This window comes from Noviherbaspirillum cavernae (assembly GCF_003590875.1).
Lineage (GTDB): Bacteria > Pseudomonadota > Gammaproteobacteria > Burkholderiales > Burkholderiaceae_D > Noviherbaspirillum > Noviherbaspirillum cavernae.
Genome location: NZ_QYUN01000002.1, coordinates 1,463,598 through 1,480,055 on the forward strand (window position 1 = coordinate 1,463,598; position 16,458 = coordinate 1,480,055).

Here is a 16,458-nt window from a genome sequence, read left to right on the forward strand (position 1 = left end):
TTTCATCCCCAACCCAGCTGCTGCCGCGTGCGCGGAATATTCGGAAAAGCATGCATGTCATGCAAGGGATAGGGCTGATTGCTCTTCAGAAGGATCAGGCGGAACAGCAGAAGATGCATGATGAATTCGCCGCTGAAGATGCCGCTCAAGTCGAACGGCGCTTCGGTGAAGGAACGGATGAGGATGATCGTGAACAGTGCGAGCGACAGCCCCCGCGTTGCCTTGTTGGCCGCCAGCGCGTAGTTGAACATCACGGCCGCGTAGAACAGCAGCCCGGCAAGGCCGACCACGCCGGCGACGGACAGCGCTTGCAGGATCTGGTTGTGCGCGTGATACGCATATTCCATGCCGATCAGCTGCCGTACCTGGTCATCCCACATCGATGCGCCGTATCCGAACAGCGGATTCTCCGCCCAGGTTTCCAATGCAACCGTCCATATATAAGTGCGGCCGGTCAAGGTTGCAATCTCTTCGTCCCTGGTGAACAAATCCACCTGTTCGCTGTACACGTTGTACAGCGCGGCAGCGCTTACCGCCAGGATGCCGAGCGCGCAAATCAGAAGCGGTCCGGACAGCTTGCGCAGTGCGTAGTCGTGATGGAGGCTGGCAGCCCTCGGCGCATGCAGCATGCGGCCCCACCACAATATCGGGAAGCATATCGTGGCGCACAGCCAAGCCGTCTTCGATTGCGACAGCACCATCACCGCGAGGCCGGTTGCCAGCGCGAGCAATTGCAACAGGCGATTCGCGAAAGGCTTGTGCATCACGAGCAGGAGGAATACGACCGATAGCGGACCGATGCTGTTGGGCCCGGAGCCGATTCCCCACAAGCGGATGTCAAGTCCGGGTATCCAGCCGGTGTAATTGCGCTGCACCGCCATTTGCGGCACCGCCACGGCGGCGATGCAGCAGCCGAGAAAGAACAGAAACAATGAAATTTTCGTCGCGTCGATCGAATAATTCTTGTCCTTGTTGCGGCTGAAATAAATGGTCGTGAAGATCAGCAGCGGGTACCACGCGCGCTGGTCGAACATCGGCTTCGTGCCGAAGATGTTGTTCAGGACAACATTGGTCGCAAAGTACAGCAGGAAGGCGATGAAGAGGGTTTTCCCTTCCTTGACGCGCAACTCGACCTTCTGCGATACCGAGATCAGGCGCGCGAAGCACAGCGCGAGAATGAGGCCGGTTGCGAGCCGCAGGACCCAACTCAGCATCGGTGAATCGACGCCGGCTGCTGCCGCCAGCTCGAACTCGGCGGCGGTGACATTTCTGCCGGTGAGCAATGCACTGATGCACATTGCAGCGACGATGATCGGGAAGATCAGTGACAGTATCCATTTCGGCGCTTGTCTTTGCAGATCGATGAACCAGGCAAGCGCAAAGATGGCAACGAAGGCGACGACGATGGCGCCGATAAAGTACAGAGCCATGGTGGAGAGTTGAATGTCGCTCATTTACATCGACCTTTTCATCTGGCCACGATAAAGAAATCTCTGAAGCCGGTTTGCAGTGCCGGATGGAAGACGCAGTGCAATCTTTTCGAACAGTTGCGCGACATGCCGGTTTACCAGCGTCGGGAATATCCAGAGCGAGGCGACGATGCCGATCACGCCGGCGGCGACATCAGCCGCCAGCCACAGCGACGGCATGGCGGTAAGTTCGCGCGTGCCGAAATCGGTCAGCAGGATCGCGACGGTGGTATTGAACGTCGTGATCAGTCCGCCTGACATGGTGCGCATGATCCGGCGCAGGCTGATCTCCAGCGCGCGGCAGGTCATGCCGAGAATCGCCGCGGCACGGATAAAGTACATGCCGAACACCGTCCATGCCACCGCCTCGAGCGAGTAGTGTGCGCCGATTACGGCGGCGGCGGTGAATGCCACGGCGATCGGAATCTGGATGAAGAACTCCGTTTTCGTGCGGCCCGCCACCCACAGCAGCGGTGTTGCCATTCCCAGCAGCAGGTACAGCGGCATGGCAAGCGCGATCGGGCGCAGCAGTTCGGTGGCGCCAAGCCATGATGCACCGTACAGACTGTGCAGGATTGTTTCGGATGCAGCGGCAATGCCGAAGAAGACCGGGAACAGCAGGAGCGTGACTGCGCCGATCATCGTCAGCAGCGCCTTGCGCAAGCGGTTAAAGTCGTCCTGCACCCGGGCGCTGGTGGAAAACAGCGCAGATTGAATGACGCCGATGGTGGTGATGGTCGGACTCGACACGAGATTGTATGAGAGCGAATAGAAGCCGACCTGCGCAGTGGGAAACATGCGACCGATGATCACGCGATCGACGTTGCCGATGATCCAGTTGACGAGGTTCGTGCCGAATACCTTGATGCCGTAACTCATCAGTCCGCCATCGTCGTGTTGGCGCAGAACGATACCGACCGGATGGCGCGCCTTCCGGTACAGAAGGATGAAGTTGATCGCTTCGCTGCTGATGAAAGCTGCGATCAGTGCCCACACCTGGTTGCCGTTCAATGCCATCGGAATGCCGATGAAGATGTAGCCGACGATATAGCCGATGATGTGCGCCACTTGCATCGATCGGAAATCCAGCTCGCGCTTGAGAAGGTTCAGCGATGGTGAGCAGACTGCATTGATGAAGCAGATCACCGAGGCAACTTCGATCACGGGGACAAGACGCGGCTCGTTGAAGAAAGTGGATAGCGGACCAGCGAGAAAGAAGACGATCAGCGAGACGACGATGCCGAGGATCACCTGCCAGGTGAAGACGAACTTGATGTCATTGTCGGTAATCGTTTTCTTCTGAATCAGGCCGTAGGAAATGCCGATATCTGAGAAAAACTTGCTGAAGCTCAGGATGGTCGCGGCAATCGCAAAGATGCCGTACTCCACGGGGCCGAGTATCCGCGCCAGAATGATCTGCGTCCCGATCTGAAGCAGTGCGCGCAGGATCGAGCCGAATCCACCCCAAAACACGGCGGAAATTCCTTTGCTCGACAAGTTGATCACTTTTTCCATGGCGAATGCCGATGCGGCAGGGAGTGTTATTCAAAGTTGCTGGTTTCCGTGTCGGCCGCGAAACCTGGGCGATTTGCACGGCGCGCCAGCGGCACTGTGCATGTTGAACTCGTTGCGGTCGTCACATCGCACATCGGCCCCACATCGGCCCATTCCCCGATATGTTCGAGGTCTGAGGTATTGTGCCGTTCCGCTCTTTGCGTACATTGATATGGGACAACATTGGCGTCACCATTGGTGTCGCAAGACGGTGTCAAATGAAATGCCTGCGCCGTTCATGCACCATGCCTCTGTTTGTCGCGCGTGACCGTGGCTCGAACGGAACGTTTCCTTCTTCCGATCGCCAGCGTATGGATCAGCATGATCGACGCGATGCATGCCATGGCCGCGATCATGTCGACACTCCAATCACTGAAGTTCGCATGACGGTATGGCATCAATCCCTGGCTAAGCTCGTCAATCGCTCCCAGCACGCCGACCACAAGAATCGTGCCGAGTCCGCGAAGGATGCGCGTGCCGGAGAGCCCGGCGTAGATCAGTGCAGTGATGAACGCATAGGCAAGGAAATGCAGCAGTTTGTCGTAGATGGCCGATGACAGCGCCGTCGCCTTGCCCGGTACGGTGCCGATACCGACCATCAATGCAAAGAATGCGAAGGCAATCATGAGACAAGCGCGCGGAGTGAAGAGTTTTTTCTGAAGCATGTCGAATCTCATGTGTCGATCGTTCTTGCGCTTGTTTGCTGATGAGCGTGAAATGAACGGCAAGAAACGCGCCAGCGCGTTGCCGGACAGGCGGCGTGAACAGGCGAGAGCTTGCGAAGGAGAAGATTTGAATATGGCGGATGCAAACGCATCCGCGCATGTGTTGCCGTCGTGTTACGCGCGGTGAATATCCTGAATCCGCAGCAAGTCGGGCGCGTCATCCTCCGCGAACGGAGCAGATTGAAAGCCATCAATACGCATTCGCTCCCGTCCACCCCTTGAATGCGGTCCAGGCGATGATGCGGATATCCATCCACAGTGACCAGTTCTGTATGTAATGCAGGTCGAACTGCACCCGCTTGGCCATCTTGTCCACCGTATCCGTTTCGCCGCGATGGCCATGGATTTGCGCCCAGCCAGTGATGCCTGGCTTGACGCGATGCCGCAGCATGTAAAGCTCCAGCAGATCCTTGTACATCTCGTTGTGCTGCAAAGCGTGCGGCCTGGGACCGACGACCGACATCTCGCCGCGCAGCACGTTGATGAACTGCGGCAGCTCGTCGAGACTGGTGCGGCGCAGGAACCCGCCGATCGACGTCAGGCGCGAGTCGTTCTTCGCCGCCTGCGTCACGATGCCCTGTTCCCGATGCACCTTCATCGTGCGGAATTTATACACATTGAATTGTTTGCCGTTCAAACCCAGCCGCGGCTGCTTGAAGAAAACCGGACCGGGTGATGTGTATTTGATGCAGACCGCGATCACCACAAACAACGGCAGCAACAGAATGAGCGCGACAATGGAAAACACCTTGTCGAACAGCTCCTTGATCACGCCGTGAATGCCGCTGGAAATCGGCTGATTGAGATCGACCGCGGGAAAGCCGAGGAAGTCGCCAACCTTGTTGCTCAACATCTGCAGACCGAGAATATCCGGCACCCAGCGAATATCGACGAGCGCATTGCGCAAGAGGTACTGCAGTTCCTGCATTTTCGGCGAGGCAACCAGCGGCAGCGTGATCCATATCTCGTGGATCTTGTTGGCGATCACGTAGTTGTGAATTTCTTCCACCGTATTGATGCGGACGATGGCGGGGTCGCTGATTTTTCCCGCATCGGTCGGATCGGCATGCACTGCCTTGACGTCATATCCGGCCCAGTCCTGGGCAAGGGCGCGTCGATGCATTTCCTGTCCGGTACTTCCATAGCCGACGATCACCACGCGCTTGCTGTTCAATCCCTTCTTGCGCAGATGGCGCAGCGTGCCGTAGACAATGATGCGATAAGCCACGAGGAGCATCACGCCCGTCGCATACCAGTAGAACAGCCACAGCCGCGATACATGCCCGACATGGTGAATAAGGAAGCTGAAAAACAATCCGATCAGCAACACTAATCCCCATGCCATCGCGACACGCACGAACATTTCCGGCATGGAACGTCCGCGCCATGAAGTATAGAGACCGAGCTGGGCAAACAGCACGAAAGCCAGCCCGCTGCAGAAGTGCAGCAACACTGTGTGGATCGGAGCGGTTTCGCCGATCATTGCCTGGAAGTGGATGATGCTCGCCAGCATGCCGGCGGTTTCGAGTACGAGCACATCCATGACCCGCATGGAAAGTTCGAGCCGGGAGGAATTGCGGATGATCAGGTCTTGCATGGCTTCTCGATATTCAGCAATCTCAAATCATGGATGGCTGCCTCCGCTACATTGGTTGCCGCACCAACCGGTATTCCGATCAAGGCAGCGAAAAGCAATGAAATCCGGCAGTGTCAAACAATGAAAAAACTGTTTCTATGGAAATGAATTTACTTGTGGACTGGCTTGAAATCCTTGAATCATTGTTACCTTTCTAACAATATTAGGCATTTAATGGCGGCCAGAATCGCAAAGTGTTCAATGCTTGCGTCGGCTCAAATGGCAGGTTGCCCCGCATCAAATGCAGGCTTGAGAAGAATCAGATTCGTCGCTTTTTAGACACTTCATCAGCGGTACGCAGTAATCAGTCACATGCATTTGCCTGTCGTGTCGATGATGCAAACGTCATGCGGAAACAGGGTGACGCATTGACAAGTGCCATTTTCGATTGGCCGCGCGCCGTTACCCTTGCACATTCGATGCGCTATCATTGGCCTCATGAATGCAGAAGAAACTCAACAGCCATCCGCTTACGAACTCATCGGAGGGGATGCCAGATTGCGCGAGTTGGTTGACCGCTTTTACGACCTGATGGATCTGGAAGCGGAATTCGCCGGCATCCGCGCGATGCATCCGACACCGCTGGACGGTTCACGCGACAAGCTCTACTGGTTCTTGTCGGGCTGGACCGGCGGCCCCAGCATGTACATCGAACGCTTCGGCCATCCGCGTCTGCGCGCACGTCATTTACCCTATGCGATTACCTCCGTCGAACGCGACCAATGGCTGCGCTGCATGGCATTGGCCATGCAGGACGTCGGCGTCGAGGAGTCGTTGCAACACCGGCTGATGCAAGCGTTTTATCAAACCGCGGATTGGATGCGGAACAAGGCAGGCTGATTTCGGACGGGAGGACGGCGAGGGGCAACATATTGTCTCGCGTTCAGCCGTGCATCGCCGGAACGCAAGTGCAGTTTCTCTGGCTCGACGATTGCTGCATCCGGACGCGCCGCCGTGTTTCACCAAGCGGATCGAATTCCAAAGAAGTCCCCATGACACTCATCGAACTCATTATTCTGTCGCTCGTATCGGCAGTCGCCATATTGCAAGTCTTCATGCTTGTGCGTGGACGTGCGCGCGACCTGACAGCACAGCTGGACAGCATGCAGGATGAATTGCGCTTCCATCACCAGCAAGCCGGCGAGCGCATCGAGCGCGAGCTGCGCGGCGAGATGCAAACGACAGCACAGCGCACGCGGCAGGAAATGACCGGCAGCCTTGCGCAGTTTCAGCAGATGCTCACTGCGCAATTGACCAGTGTTGCCACCATACAGAACAACCAGATCGATTCCTTCGCGCAGCAACTCGCAAAGCTGAACGAAGTGAATGCGCAGCAGCTCGAATCGATGCGGCAGGCCATCGCGTTGCAAGCGCAGACCGGAAGGGAAGAGCAGGCCGCCACGCTCAAGCGTTTCGGCGATTCCTTGAGTCAGGCTATTGCTGCATTGACCGAATCGAACGCGCAACGCATGACGGAAGTGCGCGCAACCCTTGAGGCGAAGATCAGGGATCTGCAAACCGACAACGGCACACGGCTGGAAGAAATGCGCAGGACGGTTGACGAGAAACTGCATGCGACTCTCGAGCATCGTCTGGGCGAATCCTTCAAGCTCGTCTCCGACCGCCTCGAAAAGGTGCATCAGGGTCTGGGAGAAATGCAGCAGCTTGCCATCGGGGTAGGAGACCTGAAGCGTGTGTTGACCAATGTGAAGACGCGCGGCACATGGGGCGAAGTGCAGCTCGAAATGCTGCTGGAGCAGGTGCTGACACCGGACCAATACGCGAAGAATGTGGAAACCGTGCCGGCGACCGGCGAGCGCGTCGAGTTCGCCATCAAGTTGCCGGGACAGGAAGAAGGTCAGAAGCCGGTATGGTTGCCGATCGATGCCAAGTTTCCGAAAGAGCAATATGAACGCCTGATCGAGGCGGCCGAACATTCCGACGCCGATGGCGTTGCCGCAGCCGGTCGTGACCTCGAGCGCGCCGTGCGCGTGGAAGCGAAAAGCATTGCCGAGAAATATCTGTCGCCGCCGCTGACCACCGATTTTGCCATCATGTTCCTGCCTACCGAAGGCTTGTATGCGGAAGTCATGCGCCGGCCCGGTCTGGCCGACGAGTTGCAGCGCGTGTGCCGCGTCAGCATTGCCGGCCCCTCGACCTTGTCGGCATTGCTGAACAGTCTGCAGATGGGCTTCCGCACTCTTGCGCTCGAAAAGCGTTCGTCGGAAGTGTGGCAGGTACTGGGCGCGGTCAAGACCGAGTTTGGCAAGTTCGGCGATGTGCTGGCGGCAACCAAGAGCACGCTTGAGCGCGCCGCCAGAAATATCGAGCAGGCGGAAACGCGCAGCCGGCAGATGGCGCGCAAGTTGAAATCGGTGGAGGCGCTGCCTGCCGATGCGGCACAGCGTTTGCTTGGGGCGGAAACGTACACGATGGAAGACGAGAAGGAAGAGCGATAGTGCGTTTCCGGTGCAAGGGGCGGTTGGAGATTGTGTTGTCATTCCGAGCTACCGAGAGGAATCCCCCAGTTCGGCGTCACATCAACATTTAAGGAACGCATCACCCACACCATATGGAAATAGCGATACTGTTCGGCCTGATACTCCTGAATGGCGCATTTGCCATGGCGGAGATAGCACTGATCACCGCGCGCAAGATGCGGCTGCAAAAAATGGCGGAAGATGGCGATGGTTCCGCAGCTGCTGCGATACAACTTGGCGAAGATCCCAACCGTTTTCTCTCGACGGTGCAGATCGGCATCACATCGATCGGCGTGCTCAACGGTATCGTGGGCCAAGCGACGCTTGCGGAACCCTTCAGTCTCTGGCTGCAGAACATTGGCGTTCCGGAATCGGCATCCGGCTACCTCTCAACAGGCCTGGTCGTGGTGAGCATCACGTATTTTTCGATCGTGCTGGGAGAGCTTGTGCCCAAGCGTCTGGGACAGATCAGCCCGGAGCCCATTGCGCGCCTGGTTGCAAGACCAATGCTCTGGATGTCGGCAATCACGAAACCTTTCGTGAAGCTGCTGTCGGGGTCGACCCAACTGGTATTGCGCAGTTTCGGCGTGACTGCAAACAGCGCACCGGCCATGACGGAAGAGGAAATCCACCTGATGCTGGCGGAAGGATCGGAGTCAGGTGTGATCGAACACCATGAGCATCAAATGGTGCGCAATGTGTTTCGTCTCGATGACCGCCAGATCGCGACACTGATGGTGCCGCGCGGCGAGATCGAGTATCTCGACATCGACGGTTCGTTTGAAGAAAATCTGAAGCGCCTGGAACGGAGCAGTCATTCGCGCTTCCCCGTGGTGCGTGGCGGCTGGGATGAGGTAATGGGGGTGGCCACGGCGCGCCAGTTCCTTACCCAGACCCTGCGCGGAGAAACCCCCAGGCTTGCCGACCATTTGCAGCCGCCGGTATTTCTGCCGGAGTCGCTGACAGGAATGGAGCTGCTTGAGAATTTCAAGAATTCCGGCGTGCAGCTTGCATTCATCGTGGATGAGTACGGCGAGGTGCAAGGCATCGTGACCTTGCAAGACGTGCTGGAAGCCATTACCGGCGAGTTCAAGACGACGGAGGCGGACGATGCCTGGGCCGTGCAGCGCGATGACGGCTCGTGGCTGCTGGATGGCTTGATCCCGGTGCCGGAGCTGAAGGACCGACTCGGTCTGAAGCAGGTCCCGGAAGAGGACAGGGGGCGTTACAACACCCTGAGCGGAATGATGATGCTGTTGCTGGGAAAACTCCCGCAAACGGCGGACCGCTGTGAATGGGAAGGATGGACCTTCGAAATTGTCGATCTCGACGGCAAGCGGATCGACAAGGTGCTGGCAGCGCGGACCCAGGAAGCTGCGGAAGAATTCCTGCCGCCTGTGTCGGCAGAATGATGTCTAGTGTCCTGAATTCGAAATTCGCTGCATAAAAGATGACGAGAATCGCACCGATACTGCGTCAAAAATGCTCGCAAGGCCTCGGCCTTGCTGCGCTTTTTTCCTTGTCTCGTCGCGATTTCATCACTTTTATTTGCAACGAGTTTCGAACTCAGGACACTAGAGCAGTTTTGTCCTGACCTGCGTCACAAAGCTGTTGAACTACGGGATCGGTGCAGGATCGAATGGGATTGGCAGCGGCAGGAGACACGGTCATGGCGTGGCATCCAGGACAAGCCTACGGGCAAGATTTACGGGATCGCGTGCTAAACGCGAGCGGTTCCATAGCCGAGGTGGCGACCCGCTTCAGGGTAAGCAAATCGTACGTGGCAAGGGCCCGTTCGCGGCGGCACCGACTCGGGGATGATACGGCGGGTGTCCAGCACAACCATGTGCCGTTGAAACTGAGCGGACTGGAAGACGTGCTGGCCGCGCGCGTACAAGCCATCAATGATCAAACGCTGGAACAGTTGTGCCAATGGCTGCATGCCGAGCATGGCGTTCAGGTGAGCGTGACTACCATGTGGAAGACGCTGGCCCGGCTTGGGCTGAGCCTTAAAAAAAGACGCTCCATGCCGCCGAGCAGGAGCGCCCGGACGTAGCGCAGGCGCGTTGTGACTGGGCCGCCGAGCAGGGCTGCTTTGACGTGCGCCACCTGGTATTTCTGGATGAGACCTGGGCCGGCACCAGCATGACGCCGGCCCGAGGACGCTCCGTGAAAGGCACTCGCTGTCTCGGGCAAGCGCCTTGCGGCCACTGGCATACGACCACCTTCGTCTGCGCCTTGCGTACCGGCGGCCTGGTGGCGCCTTGCGTGTTCGATGGCCCGATCAATGGCAATGCCTTTCGCACCTGGGTACAACAGGTACTGGCCCCTGTGCTGCAACCGGGCGATATCGTGGTGATGGACAATCTCGGCTCGCACAAGGTCGTCGGCATTGCTGCTGCCATCGAGACCGCTGGTGCACAAGTGCGTTATCTGCCGCCTTACAGCCCCGACTACAACCCCATCGAACAAGTCTTTGCCAAGTTCAAAACGCTCCTCAGAAAAACTGCAGCTCGCACGATGGATACCCTCTGGTGTGCCTTCGGCGCCCTGCTCGATCAATTCAATGCCGCCGAATGTGAACGATACATTTGCCATTCTGGCTATGGCAAGTCAGGCTGAAACCGCTCTAGCGCAACAAGGAAATCGACAAGCCGATCAAGGCAGTGCACGCGATCAAGCTGATGGTCCCCGCCTTGAACCGGAACAAGGCGATGCCTGCTGCAACGCCAATCGCCATCGCCGTATAGTCCCATTGCGAAATCGGCTGCGCAAGGTGGAACACATGTTCCGCAAAAAACAGGGCAAGACTCACGATCACGCCGACCACCGCCGCCGAGATTGCTGTCAACGGCGCGCTCAGCCTGATGTTGTCGCGTGTCGATTCCACCATCGGGCCGCCGGCCAGGATGAAGACGAATGACGGCAGGAAGGTGAAGAACGTGGCGACGCAGGCACCCATCACGCCGGCCAGGAGCGGGCTCTCCGCGCCGAACAATTGTCCGGCCCAGCCACCGACGAACCCGACAAACGCAACGATCATGATCAGGGGCCCGGGCGTCGTTTCGCCAAGGGCCAGTCCGTCGATCATTTGCGCCGGCGTTACCCATTGGTAAGTCTCGACTGCGCCTTGATAGACGTAGGGTAGAACCGCGTATGCGCCGCCGAAGGTCAGCAGCGCCGCCTTTGTGAAGAACCATGCCATTTGCACGAAGGGATTGGCGATGCCGAATTGCGGCACGAGGGCGCTCCATATCGCCGCAGCAATCCCGATACCGGCCAGCGTCACCACAGCCAGGTATCCTCAGGAAAAGCGGGCATGCTGCGGCGTTGGCGTGTCGTCGTCAATCAAGGCGATGCCGAAGGATGCCGTGCTTGCCGCTGCATGCTTCCCGTTCACGTTGAACTTCTGCGGCAGCCAGTGTCCGCCGATCAAACCGATCAGCGCAGCAGCGACGACGATGATTGGAAAGGGAGCATGCAAGGCAGCAATGGCAATGAAGGCTGCCACCGCCACGCAGATCAAGCACGGATTTTTCAGTGTACGGGAACCGATGCGCCATGCCGCGGCCAGCACCACTGCAACGATTGCCGGTTTGATTCCATACAGTATGCCTATCACTGCCGGGACGTTGCCAAACACGATATAGATCCAGGACGCCGCGATCAGGATTACCAGGGAAGGCAGAATGAAAAGTATCCCGGCGACGATACCTCCCCAGGTGCGATGCATCAGCCAGCCGATATATACCGCCAATTGCGTGGCTTCCGGTCCGGGCAGCAGCATGCAGTAATTGAGCGCATGCAGAAAGCGCTGTTCGGAAATCCAGCGCCGTCTTTCGACCAGATCGGTATGCATCAATGCAATCTGCCCGGCGGGGCCACCGAAACTGATGAACCCGAGCTTCAGCCAATACCAGAAGGCATGTGAGAGGGATACAGGAGTTGGGCGTGGCGGCGAGGTGGTCATTGGGGCGAACTGGAATGTGGAAACGGAAATGACAAGACAACATTCACGATCAAGAGCAGCATCCAAAGAAAAAGGGAGCGAATGCTCCCTTTTGCGAACTGCCGTTGAACGCCCTGCCCGGTGGCACCGGGCAGGGCGGTGCGATCAATGCCGCGTTTCGACTTGAACCAGTGGTTCGGACGACGACGGCGGCAACGGCTTGCGCTCGCGCGGCACACGAGGAACCGGAACGATTCGTGCAGCGGCTTCTTGCGCAGCACTCAGCTTTTCCGGATCGGTGACAGCCAGAGTGAGGCCCGCGGCGGCCAGCACATCGTGCAGACTGTCCGCTGCCACAGGTACTGGCGCAGCCAGTATGGCTTCAGCCTCGGCGGATACCGGAGCTGCAGGAATTGCTTCGACTGCAACTGCCGGCATAACCGATTGCGGCTGTTCTGCGGTCGGCACAGCAATGTGCTGCGGTTCCAAAACCGCCTGCACGGGCGCGGCAGGTGCAGGCTCGACTGATCCTTCCTGTGCCACAGCTTCGGCTTCTTTCCGGGCCGGGGCTTCCGCCGCATCTGCCGCCGAGACAGCAAGCACTTCCGCCTTTTCCACGACGACAGCTGATTGCGCTACTTCGGCGATTTCGAGTTGTCCGGTTACCGTCTGAGCACCGGCAGCTTCGCTATCTTCCATGCCCTCGGCCGCTGCCACCGCTTCTCCGCCCTCGCGATCGCGGCGGTTACGGTTACGGCCGCCACGGCGACGACGACGACGACGCTCCTCGCCTTGCTCGGTTGTTTCGCCATCAGCAAGGTTGATCGCCATCTGCTCGGAGCCTTCCGGTTCTGACGTCACCAGCGGCGCAACCGGTGGCACCGGCGCGACTGCGACCGCCGCTATTGCTGCTGCAGCGGCCTCGCTGGCAGCGGTTTCTTCCACTACTGCCGGTTTCCGCTCCTCGCGCTGGCGTTGTTGCCGTTCAGTGCGATCGCGGCGACCTTCGCTGCGGGATTCATTGTCGCGATTCTCGCGGGGCGGGCGAGGCTGGCGCGGCGCTTGCTGCACTTCGGCAGCGGCAGGTTGCGCTTGTTTCGCTGCATCTCCTCGGGCTTCGGTGCGCGTGACGTCACGCTCTTCATTCCTGTCGCGCCCGCCGCGTCCGCGTCCGCGGCCACGTTGCTGGCTGCGGCCGTTACGATCGCCACGGTCACGCGGCGCTTGCGGCTTTTCTTCTGCCGTGGGGGCCGGCGCTGCGACCGGCGTTACCGCCTTCTTGCGGAAGAATCCGAACATCCGGCTGAAGAAGCCTTGCTGCTCGGGTTCGACGACCGGCATCACAACCGGAGCAGCCTCAACCGGCTTGCGCTCCACGATCGGCGCAGGCTGATCAGGCGTGATGCCTTTGACCATGGCTTCCTGGCGCGGTTTCAGCTCTTCCTTTTGACGCTTGTTGTAGCCGATGTCGGTTTCCGCTTCCTCTACCATGGCGTAGCTCGCGTGAGCATCTTCCAGGCGCGGATCGTCATGCTTGATGCGTTCCAGCTTGTAATGCGGGGTTTCGAGGTGCTTGTTCGGGATCAGGATGACAGTCACCCGATGACGCGTCTCGATCTTCAGGATCTCGCCGCGCTTCTCATTGAGCAGGAAGGCAGCAACATCCACAGGTGCCTGGACGTGGATCGCTGCGGAGTTCTCCTTCATCGCTTCTTCCTGGATGATGCGCAGGACTTGCAATGCGGAAGACTCGGTATCGCGGATATGACCTGTGCCGTTGCAGCGCGGGCAGGTGACGTGGCTGCCTTCGGACAGGGACGGGCGCAGGCGCTGGCGTGACAGTTCCATCAGGCCGAAGCGGGAAATCTTGCCCATTTGAACGCGGGCGCGGTCATAGCGCAGCGCATCCTTCAGGCGAGTTTCGACCTCGCGCTGATTCTTGGCGTTCTCCATGTCGATGAAATCGATCACGATCAGACCGCCCAAGTCACGCAGACGCAGTTGCCGTGCGACTTCATCGGCGGCTTCGAGATTCGTGTTCAGCGCGGTGGTTTCGATATCGCTGCCGCGCGTGGCGCGTGCCGAATTGACGTCGATCGATACCAGCGCTTCGGTATGGTCGATGACGATCGCGCCGCCGGAAGGCAACGGCACAGTGCGGGAATACGCGGTTTCGATCTGGTGTTCGATCTGGAAACGTGAGAACAGCGGCACGTCATCGCGGTAGCGCTTGACCCGATGCACCATGTCCGGCATCACGTGGCTCATGAATTGCTGGGCCTGTTCGTAGATGTCGTCAGTGTCGATCAGGATTTCGCCGATATCAGGCTGGAAATAATCGCGGATCGCGCGGATTACCAGCGAGGATTCCTGGTAAATCAGGAACGCGCCGGAAGAAGACTGGCCCGCGCCTTCGATGGCGCGCCACAGTTGCATCAGGTAGTTCAAGTCCCATTGCAGCTCATCGACGCTGCGGCCGATGCCGGCAGTACGGGCAATGACCGACATGCCGGAAGGCAGTTCGAGCTTGTCCATCGCCTCGCGCAATTCCTGGCGGTCTTCGCCTTCGACCCGGCGGGAAACCCCGCCGCCGCGCGGATTGTTCGGCATCAATACGAGATAGCGGCCCGCCAGCGAGACGAAGGAGGTCAGTGCCGCGCCCTTGTTGCCACGCTCTTCCTTCTCCACTTGGACCATGATTTCCTGGCCTTCACGCAACGCATCCTTGATGGTGCAATTGCGGACGTCCACACCCTCGCGGAAATAGCTGCGCGCCACCTCCTTGAAAGGCAGAAAGCCGTGACGCTCTTCGCCGTAATTGACGAAACAGGCTTCGAGCGATGGTTCGATGCGAGTAATGACCCCTTTGTAGATATTGGACTTGCGCTGTTCGCGTCCGGTTGTTTCGATATCAATGTCGATGAGCTTTTGCCCGTCAACAATCGCCACGCGCAGTTCTTCCTGCTGCGTGGCGTTGAACAACATACGTTTCATTTTTTGGCTCCGTGACCTTGCGGCCATCTAATATTGCTGTCAGCGGTGAACGACACCAGCCGATGCAGCATGGTACGGGGGATGTATGCGAGGTCGGAGTGCTTGAGGAGGGAATTGCCTTAGTGTGCGGGAAAGCGAAACAAACTCGCTTCCTCCGCAACGGGGCGCGGATGAGGTTGATCGCGATGCCGAGTACGCGCCTGAGTCGCGCCGAGCGTCTCGAATATGTCGAGCGCAAGTGGCGGCATCGCAGGCGATGAGCAGCTGGATTGAACTGCGCAATACATTGGCTTCAGCAAAATCGGCAAACGGAATTCAACCACATCAACCAGCAAGCATCCCTTCATCAAGGGCCATGCTTGCCGGACTTATCCATACAATTCAAGCAATCCTGTCCGGCATCCTTGCGCGACGATCCGATGGCAACAACGGTGCAACCCTGATCCGCACAAGGATGTGCATACACATCTTTTCCATCGAATTTGCATATTGGCGAGGCTGGTGGAGACGCCCCTGTGTAGAATGTGCTTTTTATTCTTACACCAGCAGCCAGGTTGTACCGGCTGCGAATCGATTATATATTCAAAATGAAGGACTTAGCGAGATTTTCTGGGGAACCGAAGCAGAGCACATCGCCGTCCTCGCCATCGCAAGTCAGCCCCCAGGTTCAGCTCATTACCATTTCCGAAGAAGAAGCCGAGCAGCGCATCGATAATTTTCTCTTGCGCATTTGCAAAGGGGTGCCGAAGAGCCATATTTATCGTGTGCTACGGTCAGGCGAAGTGCGTGTCAACAAAGGCCGTATCGATCAGACATATCGCCTGAAAGAAGGGGATGTGGTGCGAGTGCCGCCGGTGCGGGTCGCCGAAAAGACTGTGCAGACGGTTCCTGGGGCTGAATTCAAAATCTTGCTTGAAGATAATCATCTTTTGATCATCGACAAACCCGCCGGTGTTGCCGTGCACGGCGGGTCAGGTGTCAGCTACGGGGTGATCGAGCAATTGCGCGCGGCCCGTCCGCAAGCAAAATTTCTCGAACTGGTGCATCGGCTGGACCGGGATACGTCCGGCATTCTCATGCTTGCCAAGAAAAGGTCGGCGTTGACGAACTTGCATGAACAGATTCGTGATGGCCAACTCGACAAGCGGTATTTTGCATTGGTGCATGGTGATTGGCAGAATCCGCGGCAGCATATCAAACTGCCGTTGTTCAAATACAGCACCCCGGATGGTGAACGCCGGGTGCGTGTTCAGTCGGATGGGCAACCATCCCATACCATATTCAATCTAATTCGCAAGTACGACTCGTTCGCCTTGCTGGAAGCGGAATTGAAGACTGGGCGTACGCATCAGATCCGGGTCCATCTAGCCTCTAGCGGATTTCCGATTGTTGGTGATGACAAATATGGTGATTTCGGCTTGAACCGTGTATTGCAGAAACCGGACGGCACGCGCGTTGCCTTGAAGCGAATGTTTCTGCATGCGCATGAGATCACGTTCATCCATCCCGAAAGTGGCAAACCTGTTACGCTCAATGCGCCTCTTCCGAGCGAATGCGAGCAGTTTGTAAAGAGTCTGAACAAGGCTTCCGCTTGAATCGCATTCCCGGCGATAACGAAAACAAGGAGTTGGTAGTCAGTACTACCGGAAAA

General features: G+C 57.9%; 10 protein-coding genes and 2 pseudogenes. 6 read left to right on the forward strand and 6 right to left on the reverse strand.

Features of this window, described 5'->3' with window-relative positions:
- Positions 1–2: 2 nt before the first annotated feature.
- The 4 genes from D3870_RS06880 to D3870_RS06895 form a co-directional block, all read right to left on the reverse strand.
- Positions 3–1,454: an O-antigen ligase family protein gene (locus D3870_RS06880; protein WP_119737758.1), complete on the reverse strand. Its 1,452-nt coding sequence runs from the start codon at positions 1,452–1,454 to the stop codon at positions 3–5.
- The gene (locus tag D3870_RS06885; RefSeq protein WP_119737760.1) at positions 1,455–2,984 is read right to left on the reverse strand and encodes a lipopolysaccharide biosynthesis protein; all 1,530 of its coding nucleotides are present in this window, start codon (positions 2,982–2,984) and stop codon (positions 1,455–1,457) included.
- Positions 2,985–3,259: 275 nt separating this feature from the next.
- Positions 3,260–3,688, reverse strand: coding sequence for a VanZ family protein (locus tag D3870_RS06890; protein WP_147375725.1), 429 nt, complete (start codon positions 3,686–3,688; stop codon positions 3,260–3,262).
- Between the two features lie 250 nt (positions 3,689–3,938).
- Positions 3,939–5,345, reverse strand: a complete 1,407-nt coding sequence (locus D3870_RS06895; protein ID WP_119737764.1) for an undecaprenyl-phosphate glucose phosphotransferase — start codon at positions 5,343–5,345, stop codon at positions 3,939–3,941.
- 477 nt (positions 5,346–5,822) lie between these two features.
- Here D3870_RS06895 and D3870_RS06900 point away from each other — a divergent pair, with 477 nt between their 5' ends.
- The 5 genes and pseudogenes from D3870_RS06900 to D3870_RS06920 all read left to right on the forward strand — a co-directional run.
- Positions 5,823–6,224, forward strand: a complete 402-nt coding sequence (locus D3870_RS06900) for a group II truncated hemoglobin (RefSeq protein WP_119737766.1) — start codon at positions 5,823–5,825, stop codon at positions 6,222–6,224.
- A gap of 152 nt (positions 6,225–6,376) precedes the next feature.
- The gene (rmuC, locus tag D3870_RS06905; RefSeq protein ID WP_119737768.1) at positions 6,377–7,843 is read left to right on the forward strand and encodes a DNA recombination protein RmuC; all 1,467 of its coding nucleotides are present in this window, start codon (positions 6,377–6,379) and stop codon (positions 7,841–7,843) included.
- Positions 7,844–7,956: 113 nt separating this feature from the next.
- A complete protein-coding gene (locus tag D3870_RS06910; protein ID WP_119737770.1) occupies positions 7,957–9,276 on the forward strand; it encodes a hemolysin family protein in 1,320 nt (439 codons plus the stop codon).
- Between the two features lie 257 nt (positions 9,277–9,533).
- On the forward strand, positions 9,534–9,920 hold the full coding sequence (locus tag D3870_RS06915) for a winged helix-turn-helix domain-containing protein (RefSeq protein WP_119736216.1): 387 nt from the start codon (positions 9,534–9,536) through the stop codon (positions 9,918–9,920).
- 38 nt (positions 9,921–9,958) lie between these two features.
- A pseudogene (locus D3870_RS06920) lies at positions 9,959–10,486 on the forward strand (IS630 family transposase); the annotation flags it as partial.
- Between the two features lie 7 nt (positions 10,487–10,493).
- Here the strand turns inward: D3870_RS06920 and chrA are convergent.
- Positions 10,494–11,834 (reverse strand): annotated as a pseudogene (gene chrA, locus D3870_RS06925) (chromate efflux transporter).
- Between the two features lie 144 nt (positions 11,835–11,978).
- A complete protein-coding gene (locus D3870_RS06930) occupies positions 11,979–14,807 on the reverse strand; it encodes an Rne/Rng family ribonuclease (protein WP_119737772.1) in 2,829 nt (942 codons plus the stop codon).
- Between the two features lie 587 nt (positions 14,808–15,394).
- On the opposite strand from D3870_RS06930, the gene D3870_RS06940 reads away from it, so the two are divergent.
- Positions 15,395–16,402: an RluA family pseudouridine synthase gene (locus tag D3870_RS06940; RefSeq protein WP_119741789.1), complete on the forward strand. Its 1,008-nt coding sequence runs from the start codon at positions 15,395–15,397 to the stop codon at positions 16,400–16,402.
- Positions 16,403–16,458: the final 56 nt, after the last annotated feature.